The following is a 19676-nucleotide window of genomic DNA, read 5'->3' on the forward strand; positions in this document are numbered from 1 at the left end:
TCTCCCCGGAGACGAGTTCTTGGTTGACTCCGTCACCGCCGGTTCAGCTCACGCTTAGCCGACGGCTTGACGCCAGCAACGGGCGCCAGGACCACACGGTTTTGCCGTACGCTTATCCACGCCATCGTCTCAGCGTAAACCAGCGTCCACCGCAACCCGTCCAACGTCCGTGACGACGGCCGACGCCCTTCTGAGTAGGACGGGATGGGCGAATATATGCCCCTGATTTGTGTTCTGGTAAACAGAAATATTTTTTATTTTGGGGCTTGACACGAATTCCGACAATCAGAATTGATTTGCCCGTCGGGTCGTTTTGTCGCATCTCTCCGTCATTGCGAGCGCAGCGAAGAAATCCATGCCTCGGCTTGGCGCAAGATGGATTGCTTCGCTCCGCTCGCAATGACGCGGAAAAAGCGTGCCCTACAACACCTGATGCACGTCGATGACGACGCGGTCGGTGTGGCGGGCGGCGGAGCCGATGAAGAGGTTTTCCATCAGCCAGCGGTATTTCTCGTGGCCGGTCTCGAATTTCGGCACGGTGCGGAAGTAGATCAGCCTGGGATCGACCGGCTCGCCGCGTTTTAGCTTCTGCAGCAGATCGACCGGGCCGAAGCGCAGGCCCTTGTTCTCGACATAGACGGTCGCGCCGTCGTCGGTCTCGAAGGCGTATTTGGCTTCCAGTTCGATCAGCTCATTGGGGCGGATGATCTGAAAGTCCGCGCCGAACGCGCAGATCTTGCCGTTGACGCCCTCGCCGCGCACCTCGCCGCCAAGGATCGGGATGATCCGCCGCACACCATGGCCGGTTTCGCCGGCTGAGGTCACCTCGCCAATACGAACGGTGAGCGTGAAGACATACTTTGTCTCAAGCTGAGGAGTCATGGAGTTACCCCATCATGCGTTGCGGCAGCCAGAGCGCCAGGATCGGAAATGCAATCAGGATCACCAGGCGGATCAGGTCGGTCACGACGAACGGGATCACGCCGCGGAAGATCGTGGTGAACGACACGTCCTTCACCACGCTCTTGATGACAAAGACGTTCATGCCGACCGGCGGATGGATCAGGCCCAGTTCCACCGTCATCACGATGATGACGCCGAACCAGATCGGGTCGAAGCCGAGGTGCATGATGACAGGGAAGATGATCGGTACCGTCAGGATGATCATCGCCATCGCGTCCATCAGGCAGCCCAGCACGAGATACATCACCATGATCAGCGCGAGGATGCCGTAGGGGCCGAGCCCGAGGCCGGTGAGCAGTTCGGTGACCTTTTGCGGGGTCTGCGTGACCGTGAGGAAATAGCCGAAGATCAGGGCGCCGATCAGCACGGTGAAGACGGCCGCCGCAGTGCGGGTCGCCTGCAGCAGCGAGTTCAGGATTTTTTCCTTGTTCAGCCGCCCGGTGAGGACGCCGATCAGGAACGCGCCGGTGGCGCCGACACCGCCCGCCTCGGTCGGCGTGAAGCGCGGCAGGAACGGCAGGCCGTAAAGCCCGCCGATCACGAAGACGAACAACAAGACCGGCGCCCAGATGTCTTTCAGGCCGGCAAAGCGTTCGCGCCAGGTGGTTTGCGGTCCCTTCGGCAGGAAGTCGGGCCGGAACCAGCCGATCAGCGAGATCGTGATCATGTACATGGCCATCGCGAGCAGGCCGGGGATGATGCCGGCCATGAACAGCTTGCCGATGTCCTGCTCGGTGATGATGCCGTAGACCGCCAGCACCGTCGACGGCGGCAGCATCGCGCCCAGCGTGCCGCCGGCCGCGATCACGCCGGTGGCGAAGGATTGCGGATAGCCGAAGCGGCGCATTTCCGGATAGGCGACGGCGGAGAAAGTCGCGGCCGTCGCCACCGACGAGCCGCAGATCGCGGCAAAGCCGCCGCAGGCCGCGACCGTGGCGATGCCGAGGCCGCCGCGCAAATGGCCGACGAAGCCGTTGGCGGCGCGAAACAGCTCGCGGCTCATTCCGGAATTGCTGACGAAGGCGCCCATCAGCAGGAACATCGGAATGACGCCGAACGTATAGTCGGTCACCGTGCGCATCGAGGTCTGGCCGACCATCTTGAGCGCCGGGGTAAAGCCGACGAGATATCCAAAGCCGGTGACGCCGACGAGGCCCATCGCCATGCCCACGGGCACGCGCAGCAGCATCAGCGCGAACAGCGCGACAAATCCGAGAATGGCGACGGCGTCGGTACTCATGATGCCCTACTCTACCGTGGTTTCTTTGGCATCATGGATGTCTTCCGGATGGAAGATCAGGCGGTAGGTGCGGATCGCGATCAGCAGCACCGCGGAGGCGTCGCCGGCCCACGCGATCGCGAAGAACGGCCAGGTCGGCATCCGCATGTCGAAGGTCAGGACATTGTCGTTGTAGGTGCCCTGCACCTTGTCGAACAGCGTCCAGGTCTGCACCGCCACCACGAACAGCAGGACCAGCGTCGCGAACACGTCGATCATCCGCTGGTATTTCGGACCGACATTGGCCCAGACCAGATCGACCGTGATGTGCCCGCCGCGATAGCTGGTCGCTGCGATGCCCCAGAAGATCAGGATCCCGAGCATCATGCGGCCGATGTCGAAGGAATCCGGGATCGAATAGTTGAAGATATTGCGCAGCAGCACGGCCAGGAAAATGTTGGCGGCGACGATGCCGACAAATGCCGCCGCGATCCATTCGATCGTATCGATGAAACGATCCATCGAAGCGCGATTCATGTGGGGAGGTCCTGTGACTTCGAATGAAGCGGTGGCTTGGGACTGACTTACCTCTCCCGCTTGCGGGGGAGGTCGGCACGCGCAAGCGTGACGGGTGGGGGAAGCTCTCTCCACACGAACAGTGTGACTCGCGGCGGCACCCCCACCCCGACCCTCCCCCGCAAGAGCGGGAGAGGGGGCGCAGCGTGCGCTCCTTACTGCGCCAAAGCGTTATGCTTGGTCAGTTCGGCGCGAAGCTCGGTCATCGCCGCATCCGGGTCGCCGCCGGCTTTCTTGACATTGTCCGCCCAGGTCTTGATCAGTGGCTCGGACGCCTTCTTCCACAGCGCGGTCTGCTCCGGCGACAGTTTGTAGACTTCATGGTCGGGCAGCGCCTTGATCTTTGCGACACCGGAATTCTCGTAGACGCCCCAGGGCTCGCCGACGCGGCCGGCGGCCTCGGTGTTGCAGTTGTTGTCGATCGCCTTTTTCTGGCGGTCGGACATCTGGTTGTACTTGTCCTTGTTCATCACGAAGGCAAAGGTCGTGACGTAGATCGGCGCCTCGATGTGATACTTCGTCACCTTGTCGATACCGAACAGCAGCACCGATCCCCACGGGAAGGTGACGGCATCGGCGACGCCGCGCTCGATAATGTCGCGAACCTCAGGCGCCGACGACTGCACGTTGGTGCCGCCGAGCAGGGTGACGTAATTCGCCATGGTGGCGTGGGCGGGGCGGATCTTCATGCCCTTGATGTCGTCGGGCACCACGATCTTCTTGGTGCGCGAATGGAACGTGGAGGGCGAGTGAATGAAGCCGAGGCAGAACTTGACGTCCTTCATCTCCTTCTCGGCATATTTGCGGTACCAGGCGTCGAGCGCCATCGAGCCGCCCTTGGCGTCCGACATCAGGAACGGCAATTCGCCGGCGCCGATGATCGGGAAGCGGCCGGGCTGATAACCCGGATTGATGTAGGTGACGTCGGCGATGCCGTCGCGCGCCATGTCGTAATGGTCGAACGCCTTGCCGAGCTGCTGGGCCGGGAACACCTTGTATTTGATGGTGCCGCCGGATTCCTTTTCGACCGCGGAGCCCCAGTCTTCCAGCGCCTTCTGCAGCGGGTGCGACGCCGGCACCCAATGCGACAATTTCAACTCGAAGTTTTTTTCCTGCGCCATCGCAGGCGTCACACTGGCGGCGAGCAGCAGCGCCAAAAACGCTTTTCTCATCGGCATTCTCTCCCTTTGCGCATGAAGGCGGGCTTGGCGCCCGGTCTTGTTAATTAACATGTTATATAGTTGGCGCGGCTTTTCAAGCCGGACGTGTTGCCGCGGCGCTTCCGTTCGCCGTCGACAGGACGGCCTTGCGGTGCAACGCAACAAACGACAATGTTTCGCGCCAACGCCCTTTGCGAAAATTGTTATATGATATAATTATCATTTTAACACCTCGCGCAAGCGTCGGCGTGCCAATCTGTATCAGACCATGGGAGCAAGCAATTGCGGACTAAAGTCGCAATCATAGGCGCCGGGCCGGCTGGATTGTTGCTTGGGCAACTACTTCACCGCTACGGCATCGATAACGTCATTCTCGAGCGCCAGACTCCGGAATATGTGCTCGGCCGCATCCGCGCCGGCCTCCTGGAAGAGGGCACCGTGGCGCTGCTCGACGAGGTCGGCGCCGGCGCGCGCGCCCATCGCGAGGGCCTGGTGCACCATGGCGTGGAGCTGGCCTTCGGCGGCGCGCGGCACCGCATCGACATGCATGCGGCGACCGGCAAGACGGTCATGATCTACGGCCAGACCGAGGTGACGCTCGACCTGATGAACGCACGCAAGGCGGCCGGCCTCACCACGGTCTATCAGGCCAGCGAGGTCAAGCCGCATGATTTCGATACCGACCGTCCGCGCGTCACCTACACCAAGGACGGGGTTGCCCACGAAATCGACTGCGACTTCATCGCCGGCTGCGACGGGTTTCACGGCGTCAGCCGCGCCAGCGTGAAACCCTCGGCGATCCAGACCTATGAGCGGATCTATCCGTTCGGCTGGCTCGGGATTCTTTCCGAAACCCCGCCGGTCAGCCATGAGCTGATCTATTCCAACCATGCGCGCGGCTTTGCGCTGTGCACCATGCGCTCGACCCAGCGCAGCCGCTATTACGTGCAATGCCCGCTCGACGACCACATCGACCAATGGCCGGACGAGCGGTTCTGGGACGAACTGAAGCGCCGGATCGACCAGAAGGCGGTCGATGAACTCGTCACCGGACCGTCGATCGAAAAGAGCATCGCGCCGCTGCGCAGTTTCGTCGCCGAGCCGATGCGGTTCGGAAAAATGTTCCTGGCCGGCGATGCCTCGCACATCGTGCCGCCGACCGGCGCCAAGGGATTGAACCTGGCGGCCAGCGACGTGCATTACCTCTCGAGCGCGCTGCGCGAATATTACGACGAGAAATCCAGTGCCGGGATCGATAATTATTCGGGACGCGCGCTCACACGGGTCTGGAAGGCGGTGCGGTTCTCGTGGTGGATGACGGCGATGCTGCACAAATTCCCGGATCAGGGCGAGTTCGGCGCGCGGATTCAGCTGGCGGAGCTGGAATATCTGGTGAGCTCGAAAGCCGCGTCGGCGTCGCTGTCGGAGAATTACGTGGGGTTGCCGTTATAGGAAAATGCCGTCATTGCCTGCGACAAACGCTAAGCGTTTGCGCAAGGGAGCACTTGCGACGAAGCAATCCATCTCTCCCTGGGCTCGCAGTGGATTGCTTCGCTTCGCTCGCAATGACGGGGGATCGTCCTGCATTTCAAACACTCATGCGAATCCCGTTTAAAACTTTGTAGGCGGTGCATTGCGAACCGTGATCGCGTTCAATGGCGGCAGACATCCTCAATAGGTGAGCCGCATGACCGCGACCGAGATCCCCGATGGTTTTGAGCTTCACACCCGCAAGAGCCCGCTCACCGAGCCGTGGGAGCCGCTTTATGCCAAGCGGACCGACAAGGCCGTGGTCATCGGGCTGCGACTTGCAAAACCGCACACCAACGGCCGCGGCCTGATTCATGGCGGGCTGATCGCGGCCCTCTCCGACAACGCGATGGGCTATAGCTGCGCGCAGGCGACAGGCTATACGACGTCATTCGTGACGATCGGGCTCGCGGTTGACTTCGTCGGCACCGCGGAGGTCGGGCAATGGCTTGCGATCGAGACCGAGGTGATCAAGACCGGCCGCACGATCTGCTTTGCGCAGAGCCTGATCAAGGCCGACGACGTCGTGATCGCGCGCGCCAATGCGACGTTCCGCGTGGTGCCGAAGAAGGAAGCCGTCGTCGTTCCGGGGCGCGCATAGCGCGAACCTCAGATGTGCAATTGCACATCGGGGAACCTCGAGATTCCGGGTTCGATGCTTCGCATCGCCCCGGAATGACGGCTTAGCCAAAATGCCAATCCGCCGTCTCGGTCACGAGATCAATGAATGTCCGCACTTTCGCCGACAGCAGCCGCGAGGTCGGATAGACGATGTGGATCGGCAGCGCCGGCTGCTCGAACTCCGCCAGCACGATTCGGAGCCTTCCCGCTTTCAGTGAATCGGCGGCCTGATAGGCCAGCACCCGGGTCAGGCCCCCGCCCGCTTCCGCGTACTGGATCGCGGCGTCGGCGCTGTTGGAGGTAAACCGCGGCGTGCTTGAGACGCGGATCTCACGGCCTTCGGCGGCAAAGCGCCAGTCCGGCGCGGCGGTCATGGCGCCGAAATGGATGGTATCGTGGGTCGCGATCGCCTCCGGCGTTTTGGGCTCCCCGCGCCGCTTGAGATAATCCTTCGAGGCCACCACGATCCGCCGCATCTCGCCGACATGGCGCGCGACCAGCGTCGAGTCCGGCAAATGGCCGATCCGCACCGCCAGATCGACGCCCTCTTCCACCAGGTTGATCATTCGGTCCGACAGCCGCAGTTCGGCCGAGACGTCGGGATAGCGTTTCAGATAGGCCGTCATCACAGGGCTGACGTGAAGCCGGCCAAAGCCGTTCGGGGCGGATACCGCCAGCCGGCCGCCCGGCCTGGTGCGCTCGCCCTCGGCGGCGCTTTCGGCCTCCTCGACATCACTGAGGATCTGGCGGGCGCGCTCGAGGTAACGGGCGCCGGTATCCGTGAGCGTCAGGGATCGGGTGGTCCGCTGCAGCAGCCGGGCGCCGAGACGGTCCTCCAGCGCCGCGATCAGCCGCGTCACGCCTGATGGCGACAGCCCGAGCTTGCGCGCGGCGGGGGCAAAGCCCTGCAAATCGGCGACGGTGACAAAGGCCTGCATGGCTTCGATACGGTCCATGCCCATTATTTCATATATTGCAATAGTGTCGTGTCAATCGGGATGATTGTTTTAAATTCGGGAGATAGCATCTTATCGAACAGCAGGGGCGCACCGGCGCCATCGAACTTGGCAGGAGCAACTCCAATGTCAGATGCTCAAACCTATTCCAGCGACGTTGCCTTCACCCCGGCGGTGAAGGCGGTGCAGTCGCGCAAGGGATCGCGCGACGCCTATGCCCTGGTCGAGGAGAACGGCGGCTGGCGCACCGAGATCGACGAAAATCTCGCGGGCTTCCTCGGCGAAACCAACAGTTTCTATTTCGCCACCGCCTCGGGCGCCGGCCACCCCTACATCCAGCATCGCGGCGGCCCGAAGGGCTTTGTCAGAATCATCGACAAGAACACGATCGCGTTCGCCGATTACAGCGGCAACCGGCAATACATCACGCAAGGCAATCTCTCGGAGAACCCGCAAGCGCATATCTTCGTGATGGACTATGCGCATCGGAGGCGCGTCAAGATCTGGGGCGAGGCGCGCGTGGTCGATGACGACCCGGCGCTGACGCAGGCGTTGATGCCGAAGGGCTATAAGGCGCGGCCCGAACAAGTCATCCTGTTCCGGATCTCGGCGTGGGATACCAATTGTCCGCAGCACATCCCGCAAAAATTCGACGCGGGCGACGTCGCGGCGGCCCTGGCCTCTCGCGACGCCCGCATCGCCGAGCTTGAAGCAGAACTGGCCGCATTGAAGGGCCAGCCTGCATCGGCGACCTGAGCGGTGCACTCATAAATCGATCATGTCCGCTTGGCCTCCAGGCGCGGTAGTATCAGGCTGAAGCGGCCCGGACCTGAAAACCGGAAACCTTCGCACCCGCTGGACGACCAGGCGAACATTCAAGGGGAGACGCCATTGCCTGGAACAGTCGCTTCCCGAGCCGCGGCATTGCTGATGCTCTGGAGCGGCGTAGGTGCGCTGATGGCTGACGCATGGGCCACACCGCTGCAGCGCGTAGAGTTTGAAAGCGCCTCTCAGCGGCTCGTTTCAGGCACGCTCATTCCGGGCGAGCGCATCCAGGGCGATCTGGCCAAGCCCGATGGCGCAGGGCCTTTTCCCGCGGTCGTCGGACTGCACGGCTGTGCCGGGATGCACGACACGACAAAGCAAAAATTGACCGATGAACTTGTCGCCCGGGGCTATGTCGTCCTGCTCGTCGACAGCTATGCAACGCGTCTTGGTACCGATCACGCCTGCACATCAAGCGCGTTTGCCACCTTCGTCAGACGCAGGCCGGATGCCTACGGAGCGCTCGTCTTCCTGGCTGGGCAAACCTTCGTCGATCCGCGCCGTGTGGCTGCGGTCGGCTTCTCGGCGGGTGCTCGGGTTGCCCTCTCTGTGGCGGAACCAAATTCGTTCGAACTGTTCGGCCCTCCAAGCAATCTGCAGTTCCGGGCGGCGGCAGCGTTCTATCCTCCGTGTCAACAGGCCATGGCGCGTCCGGAGATACCCACGCTCATTTTCACCGGGGCCCTCGACGATTGGACGCCGGCGGCAGACTGCTCAGGTAAAATCGCCAGCTGGGGCAACGACGGGCCGCCAGTCGAACTGGTTGTCTATCCCGGCGCGTACCATGGATTCTATTACCCGCACCTGAAGCCCGGCACGACCCTGTTTGGTCACTGGCTGGAATACGACGGCGAGGCAGCGGGCAATGCAAGTCAGCGCCTGCACCGGTTTCTCGATCGCCATCTCAACTGAGGGCATGCCGATAGCGGCAACGGAAGCTCGTCCAGCTGGCATCCATGCGCGTATGGTTGCGCGCTAGCGGGTCCGCGTCAGAGCAAGTTCGGCTGGACCCACAATGAAAAACTCGCCCGTTTCGTCTACGGGCGAGTTCTTACGCGTCAGCCGATCAATAGACCGAGCAAACGTTGATCACACCGTACGAGGTCACCCGCCAGCAGCCGTAGCCATGGGCGTGATGATGATGACCGTGATGGTGGTGGCCGTGGTGGTGATGGCCATGATGATGGTGGCCATGATGGTGATGGCCGTGATGGCCATGGCCGCCATGGCCGTGGCCACCGTGCCCGCCGTGGCCACCATGCCCGTGCCCACCAGCGAACGCCGCGCTATTGATAGACAGCGAGGCAGTGCTCAGAGCGAGAACTGCAATCGCCGAAACAATGAGCTTCTTGATCTTCGTCATAGTCATTCTCCCGATTGGTGCAGCGCGAATACCGCCTGCTGTGATCGGGAACGTAGCCAAGCTCAAAGTCGCGCGATGTGACGGAGATCACTCAGGCCGCTGGAGCGTGCCGGTTCCTACCCGGCACGCCGGAGACGCGGAGAATTGGCTTCGCGGCGGTTTGATCGAACGCCGGCGACGTCCGGTCTACCCCCGCTAAACATCGCGCGGGCGCGTGCGCGCCACGACACCTCTGACGGTTTGCAACCCGATTTGTAACCAGGGTGCCGAAGCCTCACGCGCCGCTTTCCGGTCCTTGACTCAGATCAAGTTGATCGCCTTCAATCTGCCTTGAAATCCGGCTGCACTCTTTTTGTAATTGAGTTCATCCGATGCAGATCTGGATCCGAACACCGATTGCGATCGTGGTGGCGCTCGCGTCTTTGGGCGCGATCACCGAGCGGGTGCGCGAGCCCGATGTCTCCGACACTGAAATTCGCATAGGGAACGTTATGCCCTATAGCGGGAATTTGGAGGCGTTCGGAGCGATCGGAAAGGCCGAAGCCGCGTATTTTGAGATGATCAACGAGCGTGGCGGGATCAACGGCCGCAAGGTGCGCTTCATCTCCCGTGACGACAAATCCAATCCGTCGACCGCCCTGGAACTTACACGCGACCTGATCGAGACCGAGAATGTCTTGCTGATGTTCGGTTCTTTCGGAACTCCGGGGAATTTTGCCGTCCGCACATATCTGAACGAGCGGCAAATTCCTCAACTCTTTGTCGCCTCCGGAGACGATCATTTGAGCGATCCAACCCTGTTCCCCTGGACAATGGGCTGGCAACCCTCGATTCGAGAAGAGGGGCGCATCTACGCCAACTACATCCAGGCGTTCTACCCCGGAAAAAGGATCGTCGCGCTTTGGCAGAACGATCATTTTGGTCGTGAACTGTTCAGGGGGCTGCAAGACGGGCTCGGGGACATCGCCCGGATGATCAAGGTCGACATCGCCTACGATGTCGCAGACGAGCATCTGGGCACTCACGTATCGGCCCTGAAGCGATCAGGCGCCGAGATTTTTGTATTTGCGGGCGCGCCTGCGGACCTGACGAAAGTGATCCGTAGCGCGGCGGAACTGAACTGGCACCCGGTGTTCCTGCTGAACCACATGTCGTCGTCGATTGCGACGGTGTTAAAGCCTGCCGGCCCGGAAAAGGCCCTGGGCGTCATCACCGCTACCTTTCTGAAGGATGCCAATGATCCGGTCTGGAAGGACGAACAAGCCGTCAAGGACTGGCAGACTTTCATTGAAAAATACAACCGGGCCGGAGGCAACGACGACAGCGCCGCCATGTTCGGCTACGCGGCCGCCGAGACACTCGCCCAGGTGCTCAGACAATGCGGCGATGACCTGTCTCGCGACAACGTCATGAAGCAGGCAGCGGCCCTCGAAGACTACCAGGGCTCGATCTTGCTACCCGGAATCAAAATCAACACTGGACGTTGGGATTTCCGGCCGATCAAACACCTGCGACTGGTTCAATTCGACGGCCGTAGCTGGCAACCGATCGGCGACGTGCTCGAAACGGCTTTCTCCCGGGCCCAAAAATAGCTGCGTGCGGGCGAAACAACAGACCAATCTGCGTCGGAGGCGCGGACGACGAGCAAACCTGCCCGTCGCCGACTCAGAGTTCATCCTTACGCAGCCTCCTGCTGCAGCGGCGCCCAGCCGAATTCGGGATAATATCGCAGCATCATCCGGTCGACATAGGCGGTCAGGTTGCCGAACTTCTCGGTCTGCTGCCGCAGCGGCGATTCGAAGTACGGCGTCAGGATGCCGGCAATCGCACCGAAGGCGGTGGCATCGGTGCCGCAAGGCGTGTCGCCAAACAGATAGGGCTTGTCGCCGAGCTGAACCGACAGCGCAAACAGCGAGCGGACCGCAAGATCGACATCCTCTTCCGGGGCGTGGCGGCCGAGACCGCTCAGCAAGTAGTTCTCCGCCACCCGGAACTGCGCGTCCTCGCGCAGCTTCTCACGCAGGTGCTCCGGCGCGCCGTCGAAGAAGTGCGCCGGTCCCTTGGCGAAATTCTCGGTATCGACCCAGCGGGCGCCGACCAACGCCCAATAGACGTGATGCTCGATCATCCGTTCGAACGCCCAGGCTTGCGCCCGCGCCTGCAAGCTCAGCGGCGCGTCGAAATCGAAGCCGTACTTGCCCTCGATATGGGCGCGGATGAAGGTGGAATCGGCGACGCTCTCGGCCTCGTCGACGATGTATGGCAGCTGCCCCTTGGGCGAGGCCGGCGGCATCGCCTTCTCCTTGCGATAGCCAAGTCCAGCCATCTTCAGCTGGACCTCGGTCTTGGTCACAAAGGGGCTGATTTCCGGCAAGCCAAAGCCAGTGCCGAAGCCATAGAGCGTGATCATCCGAAAAACTCCTGATTGCCTCAAGAACGTGGGGAAAGCCTAAGGGCGCCCTGCTGCCACCGTGGTGTCAGCAGCAGCAATGCCGGCCGCGACCTTCTTCTTCCCGCGGCGCACGGCGCCCACGGGCCCACGACAGCAACCGCCCTTGCGCAAAGGCGCACATTGCTGTGAATGAACGCCATGCCAGCTCGACCATCGCCCAGCGCAGATCTGACGTGACGCAGTGGATGGAAACCAGCTGTTCCAGGGCGAAGGCCTGGGTATTCACCAAACGCCGGTGGCTTCCCAGGGGACCAAATTCGCTGAAAATCGTCATGGACAAATTCCCTTCAGTTGAGGTGTTGTCCCGATATACAGACCCCCTGCTGCCAACATGCTGTCAGCATCGGCCAGGCGGGCTTGCGAAAAGAGACAAGAAAAGAGACTCGCCATGAGACGCGCCGACCGGCTGTTCCAGATCATTCAGGTGCTCCGGCGCACGCGAAAGCCGCTGACGGCGGACGCGATCGCGGCCGAACTCGAGACCTCCAAACGCACGATCTATCGCGACATCGCCACGCTGATCGAACAGCGCGTGCCGATCCGCGGCGAGGCCGGCATGGGCTATATCCTGGAGAAGGGATTCGACCTGCCGCCGTTGATGCTGACGCCCGACGAGATCGAAGCCGCCGTGCTCGGCGCGCAATGGGTCGTAGGTCATGCCGATCCCGTGCTGGCACGCGCCGCGCAGGACCTGATGGCGAAGATCGCCGACACGGTCCCGGAACGGTTGCGGCCTTTCGTTCTCGAACCTGCAAGCCGCGCGCGGTCGGTCTGGAACCGGGAACCGGACCGTATCGACATGGTGCGGACACGCGCCCAGATTCACGAAGGCAAGAAGATCACCCTGGACTATCGCGACGAACATGGCCGCGAGAGCAAGCGAACGATCTGGCCGATCGCGATCGGCTATCACGAGGCGGTGCGGATCATGGCGGCGTGGTGCGAGCTGCGGAAGGATTTTCGGAGCTTTCGCACCGACCGGGTCGTCGACGCGGTGTACCACGACGAAAAATATCCGGAGCGGCGCGATTTGCTGCGGGCGAAATGGCGGCGCAGCCTGGTCTGGGAAGCCCCGAAGGATACGTAAAGTCATTCCGGGGCGACACGTAGTGTCGAACCCGGAATCTCGAGATTCCCCGATGTGCAATTGCACATCTGAGGTTCACGCGAAGACGCGTGCCCCGGAATGACGGAGCGTGTCACTGGCCGGTCGCCGCTTTCCGCGCTAAACGACCACCATGAAGAACACCGGATCAGCCAACGAAAGCGAAAGCCCCTGCCAGGCCTGCGGCGCCTGCTGCAGCTATTCGCAGAACTGGCCGCGCTTCACGACCGAGGACGATGCCGACCTCGACCTGATCCCGGAAAAGTTCGTCAACGACCGGCTGTCGGGAATGCGCTGCGACGGCGACCGCTGTTCGGCGCTGTCGGGCAAGGTCGGCGAGGCGACGGCGTGCACCATCTATGCGGTGCGGCCCGAGGTATGCCGGACCTGCATGCCCGGCGATCCCGAATGCGCGATGGCGCGGAAAAGACATGGGCTGGCGGTGTTGAGTTGAGTCTGTCGTCCCGGCGAAGGCCGGGACCCATACGCCGCAGCAGGAATTGTTGGAAAAGGAAGTCAACGACCAGCGTGTAAACTAATTCTCGCTGGTGGTTATGGGTCCCGGCCTTCGCCGGGACGACGTGTGGGGAGGTTCAGGCCGGCACCGCTTCGGCGAGGTCTTCGTCGTCGATTTCGTCTTCAATCGGAGCGAAGGTGGAGAGCGGCTTGGTCGAGAGCGTGATCGGCTTGCGGTTGCCATAGGACGACGAGGGCGCGGAGCGCGCGGCCGGCTCGCGGGACAGCGCATAGAGGGTCGAGCCGACGCGCCCGCCCAGCGAGATCAGCTCGCGCTCGGTGCAGCTGGCGGCAATGGCGAGGGCCAGCGAGTGCAGGTGGCTGCGGCGGTAGCAGAACAGCGCCAGCATCGCGCGCGTCTCGGAGGAGACACTCTCCACCAGAAGCGGCAGGCCGTTGGCGTTGGCGCGGTACATCTCGCCGAGCAACTCGTCCCGGACCGGGCAGAAATCGTTCTCGAAGGCGTCGCGGCTTGAAAACATTGCGGTTCTCCCTATCCGGAAGATGCAGTGCAATACTCTAACGAAAGGTTAACCACCCGTACCAGTAGTGTTCCGGTGCTCTTGCCAGTTTCGACCAAATCAGACCGGCGCAGCCGGTGATTCGCCTGGCGCGAATTGCGCCTAAATCCCTGCCGCCACGGGCTGGCCGGCGGTCACGTGCAGACCAGGGCAGGCTATGCGTGGGGGAGGCTGGTGCCTATCCGGAATACTCCGGTCCGATTCTTGTTTTGACGCGTTTTCTTGACGCGAACCGGTATCCACCCCGGATCAAGTCCGAGGGCATGCTTCGCTGGAAAACGCTTTGGCCGGATCAGTTCGCCGCCATGAAGATCGCCAGGCCGAAGCCGGTGAGATGGTGCAGCGCCTGATCGACGCCGATCAGCGTCCAGAACCAGGGATGCTCATTCTCCAGCGTCACCCCGAAGGACGATGCACAGATCCCCTTGGCGCGATCGATCGTGATGTGGATGGCGAAGTCGATAAAGGCGACGAACCAGAACCGCGGCGCGACCACCATGATCAGCAGCAACGATGTCACGAGATGCACCGAGCAGTGCGCCAGCAACGGCATCGCCCAGCCGGTCTTCTGGTCCTTGCCGATCGCCATCCAGGAAGTCTGAAAAATGAAGTCGGCAATGATGTGCTTCACCGTGAGAAGCAACATCCATCCCACGAGCGCAGCAACCGGGACCGACGACGACATGGAAGGAAACAACAAAGCTGACGCCCTTTGCTGGGACTAACAAGGTGGCAACAAAACCGGGGGTCTAGGCTGTCAGCGAATTTTCTTCTCGAACCCGGACGTGAACGTTGCCGTTATTTATGGCACCTCCCGGACCGGAATGCACCTGTGGGTGGTTGGAAAAAAAAATGGTGTGGCCCAACGGCGATACTGCGGCATCGGCGCGCAGCTTTTGCGGGTAAGGTTACCGGCGAGGGGGCGATTTGCAATCCGGCGGGGGCAGGATATCATTGCCGCACAGGGAAATTGTCGTTCGTTTCTAGGTATTTACGAATTCATTTGGATGGCCTGCGACGCCGATTTGGCGGCGGGATGTCCCCCGACCGGGTATAGCCATGAGTGCTGAAGCCCCCACGCCAAAACCCGGTATGCCACGGCGCCTCCGTATGCCGGTCGTCAAGAGCAACCGCTCCCAGATCGTGCTGTTCTCGATCCTGACCCTGATTCTTACCGCCGCAACGATGTGGGGCGGCCGGGCTTTGGTGCGAAATTCGGAGACGCTGGTCTTTGCCGTCGGCGAAGCCAATGGGCCCGAGGCGCGTTTTGCGGCCCGGCTTGCCGCCGTCCTGAAGAACAATTCGTCGCGGCTGCGCCTCAAGATCGTGCCCAACGCCGACAACGCCAAGGCGGTCGCCCAGTTCGACCGCAAGGAAGCCAACCTGGCGATTTTGCGCACCGACGCGAAAATCCCGTCCCGGGCGCGCGCGGTTGCGATCCTTGAACACGACCTGCTGCTGCTGATCAGTCCCGCCGGCAAAAAGATCAAGACCGTCACCGAGCTGAAGAAAAAGAAGATCGCCGTCGTCGCCGACCGCGAGAGCAGCGTCACGCTGATCCGGAATATGCTCGAGCTTTCCGAGCAGCCCGAAGCAGCGGCGCGAATCCAGATGGCCCCGCCGGGGTCGACCTTCGACAAGCTGTTCGCGTCAGGCTTCGGCGCCGTGGTCGCGGTCGTCCATGCCTCGAAGGTCGTGAAGGACAGGAGTTACGAGCAATATGCCAGGCGCGGCGGCTTCACGCTGAACGCGATCGACGCCGCGAAGGCGATCACCCGGAAATATCCTGCCCTTTCGGAGGAAACGGTCACGACCGGCATGCTGTCGGCGGCGCCGACGCTGCCCGAGGAAGATATCGAGACCATCGGGCTGCAATGGCTGCTGGTCGCGCAGGCAAATCTGTCGACGACAACCGTAAGCGACCTCGCGCGCATCATCTACGAGAACAAGGCCGAACTCGCGCTCGACGGCGGCTTCGCCTCCAAGATCGAACCGGCCGCGACCGACAAGGATGCCTTCATTGTCGCGCATCCCGGGGCTACCGAATACATCAACGACGAGATCAAGTCGTTCGTGGAGCGCTACAGTGACCTGATGTATGTTGCCCTCGCGGCGCTCGGCATCATCGGCTCGCTGTTCGCCACCATCTACACCAAGGTCACGCGCATCGCGCCCGAAAAGGCCAGCCAGCTGGCCACCGCCATTCTCGATATCGGCGAGCGGATGGCGGATGCTAAATCCCTCGACGCGCTCGACGAACTGCAGGACGAGCTTGAAGCCATTATTCGGCGCGTGGTGATAGGGCTGCGCGACGGCACCATCTCCAGCGACGGGCTGGACACGTTCAAGCTCGGCTATGAATTCGTGCGCGACGAAATCGGCATGCGCCGCGATCATCTGAAACGGCACCCGCCGCCCCAGGACGACAAGGTGGTAGCCGTGAAGACCGCGCAAAGCGCGTAATCACCCCGCAGCGGCGCTCGAGCCGCTGGCCCGCACCCGCGCCCTGATTTCCTCGATCTTGCGCTTGAGCGCGGCCTGCCGCGGATCGGGCAGCGCCGCCGCGCGCGCTTCCGCTACCGCTCCGGCGAGATCTGATAGCGCCAGCACACCGTCGAAGGTCGGCTTGGCCAGGCCGTCGATGATCGCGTTCCAGTCCGCCATGCCCTGACGGTAGACGTCGCCATAGCCCTCGATCATGGTCGCGGTCTGCACGATTTCAGAAGCCGCGGCCGGCTGTTTGTCCAGGCTGCGGCTGATCATGTGCAGCCAGCGTTCGACCCACAGCCGCTCCTTGGCGTAACGCACCGAATAGCGCCGCCACCGCTTCAACCCGGCTTCAATCTTGAGGCGGCGAACGCCGAGACGGCTTGCCGCGCTGAACCGAATGGAAATCCGCTTGTGCGCCCACCCCGCCCAGTTAAGCGCATCGATCAGATATTCCGCGATAATGGCGGGAAGCGCGCTGACCAGTTCGTCGACCCGGAATTTCCTGATGTCGACGACCGGATTGTAGTTCCCGCCGGACCCCTCGTTGAATTCGGCAAGCTTGAGCTGCGCGATCCGGATCGGATCCTCATAGCTCATGCGCACCGCCATCAGCCGCGCGATCTCGACCAGCATCGCATCATCGACCCCGTTGCGGCCGACGAACCGCCGCAGCCGGTCGACGTAAAGCTGCGCATAACTCGTGCTCTGATAGTCGATCAGCAGATGGATGGCATCGCTCGCGACATCGGTCACCGCTTCTGGCAAGCCGTCGGGCAGGAATGGCGGGGTGTCGTCCTCCTCACCGATGAAATCGGCGAACAGATAACGCAACGACGACAGGAAACCGCGGTCTGACACTCCCTTGGCTCCGGCCTCTACGCGGGTTTCGGCCCGGCGGCAGATGCCGCCGTTTGCTGGGCCAGCTGGTGCTGCAGCGTCTCGAGGTTCTGAAACAACCGGGCGCTGGCGAGGCGAAGGAAGTAAAAGCCGAACGCCGGATTTTGAACGTAGAGTTCCTCGACCTTGCTGTAGCTGACGCTCAGCACGAGGCCGGCCTCGACGCATTCCAGCGACTGGGTGCGCATGTTCGACGGCGACAGCATGCCAAGCTCGCCGACGATGGCGCCGACCGGCAAGACGATGCCGGACTCGACCAGCTTGAACTTGCCGCTGACGATGTAGAGCATGTCGTCGGCCTTCTCGTCCTTGTAGAACAGCATCTCTCCGGCCGCGCAATCGCGCTCGGTCATGAACGGCTTTAGCCACTCCATCGACAGGTCGCTGTTGACCGATTTTTTCACGTCGCGCACGAGCTGCAGCATCTGGTGCAGCCGATAGGAATTGACCAGCAGCATCACCACCTGCACCACCATGACCAGATAATTACGGGACGGAATGGCGGTCAGGAACAGGGCGATGTTGGCGAGAATGCCGAACACCCGCAAAGGAATCATCGTCCGCATCGTGGTGGTGGCGATCACGAAGATCGACGCGAAGAGGGCGCCGGCCGTGCCGGCATGTTGTGCCAAATGAGACGGATCCATTGGAAGCCAACCAATTTTAACGGAGTGAATTTTTTCGCGATTGTGTCGCAGTGCCGCTATCGTAATGGCCGCAGGCTATTTTTGATATACGGGGAAAAAACGACGATTTATCGCGATTCTCGCCCGTCCCTGACAAAATCGATCCCCGCCGGGCTTGCCGCGCAGCCTCGCCGGCGGGGAATTCGACGCGGTATCGCGGTTTGCCGGCCGTCGTTGACGGCCTCCCCTGCGGCGGGCACTTTCGGCAACAATCTGCGTTCCGCCGATGTCACCACCACGCGGCTGTCGAGGCTCTTGGTGCTTGACCTCGTCGATTTTCGCCTGCTGATGGCACGGCATCCTGATCTCGCCCGGACCATCGACGCCGAGGCCAAACGGCGCGCGCAAGAAAACAAATAAGAGAACAAGTAAATAACAAGAATGGAGAACGATATGCCCAATTCAGCCGCGGCGGCGAGCTCGCCGGTACTCGACATCAGCGGCGCGCGCGCCACCATCCGCCTCAACCGGCCGAAACATTTGAACCGGCTGCAGAGCGAGGATCTCGGCGAACTCGTGAAACTGTTCGACCGGATCGAGGCCGATCCTGACATCCGGGTGCTGGTGCTGACCGGCACCGGCCGCGCCTTCTCGGCCGGCTACGATCTCAATTCGGTCGCCGACCGCGCCACCAGCGCCAGGGAAGAGCAGAGCGCGGGCTCGGCGTTCGAGGTGGTGGTCAACCGTTTGGAAGATCTCGGGGTACCGACGATCTGCCGGCTCAATGGCGGCGTCTATGGCGGCTCGACCGATCTGGCGCTGGCCTGCGATTTCCGCATCGGCGTCGATACGGCTGAAATGTTCATGCCGGCGGCGCGGCTCGGCCTGCATTATTACAAGAGCGGCATCGAGCGTTACGTGACGCGGCTTGGCGTCGACAATGCCAAGAAATTGTTTCTGACGGCGCAGAAGATCTCGGCGCCCGAGATGCTGCGGATCGGCTATCTCACCGCGATGGTGCCGATGGAGGTGCTTGACGAGGAAGTCGGCAAGCTTGCGAACATCCTCGCCGGTAACGCGCCTGTCGCGATGCGCGGCATGAAACGCGCCATTAACGAATTCGCCCGTGGCAAGCTCGACGAGGCCGCCGCGAACCAGCGCCACCGCGAGAGCATGCGCGGCGACGAGATCAAGGAAGGCATCAAGGCGTTTGCGGAAAAGAGGGCGCCGCGATTCTGATTCTTCCTTCTCCCCTTGCGGGAGAAGGTGGCGCGGACGAAGTCCGCGACGGATGAGGGGTCTCTATCCTCATCTCGAAGTTTTACCGCGAGGAGAGAACCCCTCATCCGCCTTCGCTGCGCGAAGGCACCTTCTCCCACAAGGGGAGAAGGGAGGAGAGGATGTCGTCCCCCGCCCCCACGAAACATTCCTGAAACACGATTCTCCGGAACCGGCGTGAACGAATATTCAAGTCGCGCCGACAGAGGTGCAGGGACGAAACAACGGCCCCCGCGCCTTTCAAATTGGAGAATACAATGCTTCGCAAGGTTACCCTCGGACTGATCGCCGCCACCGCCCTCACCCTCGCCGCTGCCGCGCCCGCCGCCGCCGGCCCCTTCCATCATCACCACCACCACGGCCATTGGGGCCACGGCTGGGGTCACGGCTTCGGCGTCGGCTTCGGTGGCGTCTACCTCAACACCGGCTATGGCTACAACGACTGCATCCAGCAGCAGTGGGTCGAAACCCGCCGCGGTCTGCGCCTGCGCACCGTCAATGTCTGCGCCTACTGATCTCGTCTGAATCCAGATAGCGAAAAGCCCCGGCCGCCATTGGCGATCGGGGCTTTTCCCGTG

Annotated in this window: 22 protein-coding genes and 1 pseudogene; 12 read left to right on the plus strand and 11 right to left on the minus strand. The window is 62.0% G+C overall.

All coding sequences use genetic code 11. The features are described 5' to 3' along the window. Positions 1-420: 420 nt before the first annotated feature. From JQ629_RS30010 to JQ629_RS30025, 4 genes are all read right to left on the minus strand, one after another. Positions 421-882, minus strand: coding sequence for a DUF3237 domain-containing protein (locus JQ629_RS30010; protein WP_212415683.1), 462 nt, complete (start codon positions 880-882; stop codon positions 421-423). 4 nt (positions 883-886) lie between these two features. After that, positions 887-2203, minus strand: coding sequence for a TRAP transporter large permease (locus tag JQ629_RS30015; protein WP_211999387.1), 1317 nt, complete (start codon positions 2201-2203; stop codon positions 887-889). 6 nt (positions 2204-2209) lie between these two features. Next, complete coding sequence (locus tag JQ629_RS30020; RefSeq protein ID WP_192737094.1) at positions 2210-2719, minus strand: TRAP transporter small permease; 510 nt, start codon at positions 2717-2719, stop codon at positions 2210-2212. A gap of 194 nt (positions 2720-2913) precedes the next feature. Beyond that, positions 2914-3930, minus strand: a complete 1017-nt coding sequence (locus JQ629_RS30025) for a TRAP transporter substrate-binding protein (RefSeq protein WP_212415684.1) — start codon at positions 3928-3930, stop codon at positions 2914-2916. Positions 3931-4200: 270 nt separating this feature from the next. Between JQ629_RS30025 and pobA the strand changes: the two genes are divergently transcribed. After that, positions 4201-5370, plus strand: coding sequence for a 4-hydroxybenzoate 3-monooxygenase (pobA, locus tag JQ629_RS30030; protein WP_212415685.1), 1170 nt, complete (start codon positions 4201-4203; stop codon positions 5368-5370). Positions 5371-5605: 235 nt separating this feature from the next. Continuing rightward, positions 5606-6049, plus strand: a complete 444-nt coding sequence (locus JQ629_RS30035; RefSeq protein WP_212415686.1) for a PaaI family thioesterase — start codon at positions 5606-5608, stop codon at positions 6047-6049. Positions 6050-6131: 82 nt separating this feature from the next. Here the strand turns inward: JQ629_RS30035 and JQ629_RS30040 are convergent, their stop codons facing one another. Further along, positions 6132-7025 carry a LysR family transcriptional regulator gene (locus JQ629_RS30040; RefSeq protein WP_212415687.1) on the minus strand — a complete coding sequence of 298 codons (894 nt, stop codon included), beginning with the start codon at positions 7023-7025 and terminating at the stop codon, positions 6132-6134. A 126-nt stretch (positions 7026-7151) separates the two neighbouring features. Here JQ629_RS30040 and JQ629_RS30045 point away from each other — a divergent pair, with 126 nt between their 5' ends. The 4 genes from JQ629_RS30045 to JQ629_RS30060 all read left to right on the plus strand — a co-directional run bounded on the left by JQ629_RS30045 (position 7152) and on the right by JQ629_RS30060 (position 10805). Then, positions 7152-7781: a pyridoxamine 5'-phosphate oxidase family protein gene (locus tag JQ629_RS30045; protein ID WP_212415688.1), complete on the plus strand. Its 630-nt coding sequence runs from the start codon at positions 7152-7154 to the stop codon at positions 7779-7781. A gap of 135 nt (positions 7782-7916) precedes the next feature. Beyond that, positions 7917-8762 (plus strand): dienelactone hydrolase family protein, encoded by an 846-nt coding sequence (locus JQ629_RS30050; RefSeq protein ID WP_212415689.1) that lies wholly within the window; start codon positions 7917-7919, stop codon positions 8760-8762. A 214-nt stretch (positions 8763-8976) separates the two neighbouring features. Further along, positions 8977-9294, plus strand: coding sequence for a hypothetical protein (locus tag JQ629_RS30055; RefSeq protein ID WP_212415690.1), 318 nt, complete (start codon positions 8977-8979; stop codon positions 9292-9294). A gap of 290 nt (positions 9295-9584) precedes the next feature. Continuing rightward, the gene (locus JQ629_RS30060; RefSeq protein WP_212415691.1) at positions 9585-10805 is read left to right on the plus strand and encodes an ABC transporter substrate-binding protein; all 1221 of its coding nucleotides are present in this window, start codon (positions 9585-9587) and stop codon (positions 10803-10805) included. Positions 10806-10891: 86 nt separating this feature from the next. Here the strand turns inward: JQ629_RS30060 and JQ629_RS30065 are convergent, their stop codons facing one another. Then, positions 10892-11623: a glutathione S-transferase family protein gene (locus tag JQ629_RS30065; protein ID WP_212415692.1), complete on the minus strand. Its 732-nt coding sequence runs from the start codon at positions 11621-11623 to the stop codon at positions 10892-10894. A 67-nt stretch (positions 11624-11690) separates the two neighbouring features. Continuing rightward, positions 11691-11939 carry a hypothetical protein gene (locus tag JQ629_RS30070; RefSeq protein ID WP_212415693.1) on the minus strand — a complete coding sequence of 83 codons (249 nt, stop codon included), beginning with the start codon at positions 11937-11939 and terminating at the stop codon, positions 11691-11693. 114 nt (positions 11940-12053) lie between these two features. Between JQ629_RS30070 and JQ629_RS30075 the strand changes: the two genes are divergently transcribed. Continuing rightward, positions 12054-12752, plus strand: a complete 699-nt coding sequence (locus JQ629_RS30075) for a helix-turn-helix transcriptional regulator (RefSeq protein WP_211999372.1) — start codon at positions 12054-12056, stop codon at positions 12750-12752. Positions 12753-12903: 151 nt separating this feature from the next. Continuing rightward, the gene (locus tag JQ629_RS30080) at positions 12904-13224 is read left to right on the plus strand and encodes a YkgJ family cysteine cluster protein (protein WP_212415694.1); all 321 of its coding nucleotides are present in this window, start codon (positions 12904-12906) and stop codon (positions 13222-13224) included. Positions 13225-13363: 139 nt separating this feature from the next. Here JQ629_RS30080 and JQ629_RS30085 read toward each other — a convergent pair whose 3' ends face one another. Continuing rightward, complete coding sequence (locus JQ629_RS30085) at positions 13364-13768, minus strand: hypothetical protein (protein ID WP_212415695.1); 405 nt, start codon at positions 13766-13768, stop codon at positions 13364-13366. 331 nt (positions 13769-14099) lie between these two features. Beyond that, positions 14100-14453 carry a DUF3307 domain-containing protein gene (locus JQ629_RS30090; RefSeq protein ID WP_212269744.1) on the minus strand — a complete coding sequence of 118 codons (354 nt, stop codon included), beginning with the start codon at positions 14451-14453 and terminating at the stop codon, positions 14100-14102. A gap of 413 nt (positions 14454-14866) precedes the next feature. Here JQ629_RS30090 and JQ629_RS30095 point away from each other — a divergent pair, with 413 nt between their 5' ends. Then, positions 14867-16270 carry a TAXI family TRAP transporter solute-binding subunit gene (locus JQ629_RS30095; protein WP_212415696.1) on the plus strand — a complete coding sequence of 468 codons (1404 nt, stop codon included), beginning with the start codon at positions 14867-14869 and terminating at the stop codon, positions 16268-16270. Here the strand turns inward: JQ629_RS30095 and JQ629_RS30100 are convergent, their stop codons facing one another. Both JQ629_RS30100 and JQ629_RS30105 read right to left on the minus strand, forming a co-directional pair. Then, entirely contained in the window at positions 16271-17155 is an 885-nt protein-coding gene (locus tag JQ629_RS30100; RefSeq protein WP_212415697.1) for a DUF6537 domain-containing protein, read from the minus strand. 17 nt (positions 17156-17172) lie between these two features. After that, complete coding sequence (locus tag JQ629_RS30105; RefSeq protein WP_212415698.1) at positions 17173-17841, minus strand: Crp/Fnr family transcriptional regulator; 669 nt, start codon at positions 17839-17841, stop codon at positions 17173-17175. Between the two features lie 243 nt (positions 17842-18084). Here JQ629_RS30105 and JQ629_RS30110 point away from each other — a divergent pair. From JQ629_RS30110 to JQ629_RS30120, 3 genes and pseudogenes are all read left to right on the plus strand, one after another. Continuing rightward, positions 18085-18240, plus strand: a pseudogene (locus JQ629_RS30110) (cyclic nucleotide-binding protein); the annotation flags it as partial. Between the two features lie 33 nt (positions 18241-18273). Further along, a complete protein-coding gene (locus tag JQ629_RS30115) occupies positions 18274-19059 on the plus strand; it encodes an enoyl-CoA hydratase/isomerase family protein (RefSeq protein WP_212415699.1) in 786 nt (261 codons plus the stop codon). Positions 19060-19355: 296 nt separating this feature from the next. Further along, entirely contained in the window at positions 19356-19613 is a 258-nt protein-coding gene (locus JQ629_RS30120; protein ID WP_212269740.1) for a hypothetical protein, read from the plus strand. Positions 19614-19676 lie beyond the last annotated feature (63 nt).

This window comes from Bradyrhizobium sp. AUGA SZCCT0222, assembly GCF_018130205.1.
Lineage (GTDB): Bacteria > Pseudomonadota > Alphaproteobacteria > Rhizobiales > Xanthobacteraceae > Bradyrhizobium.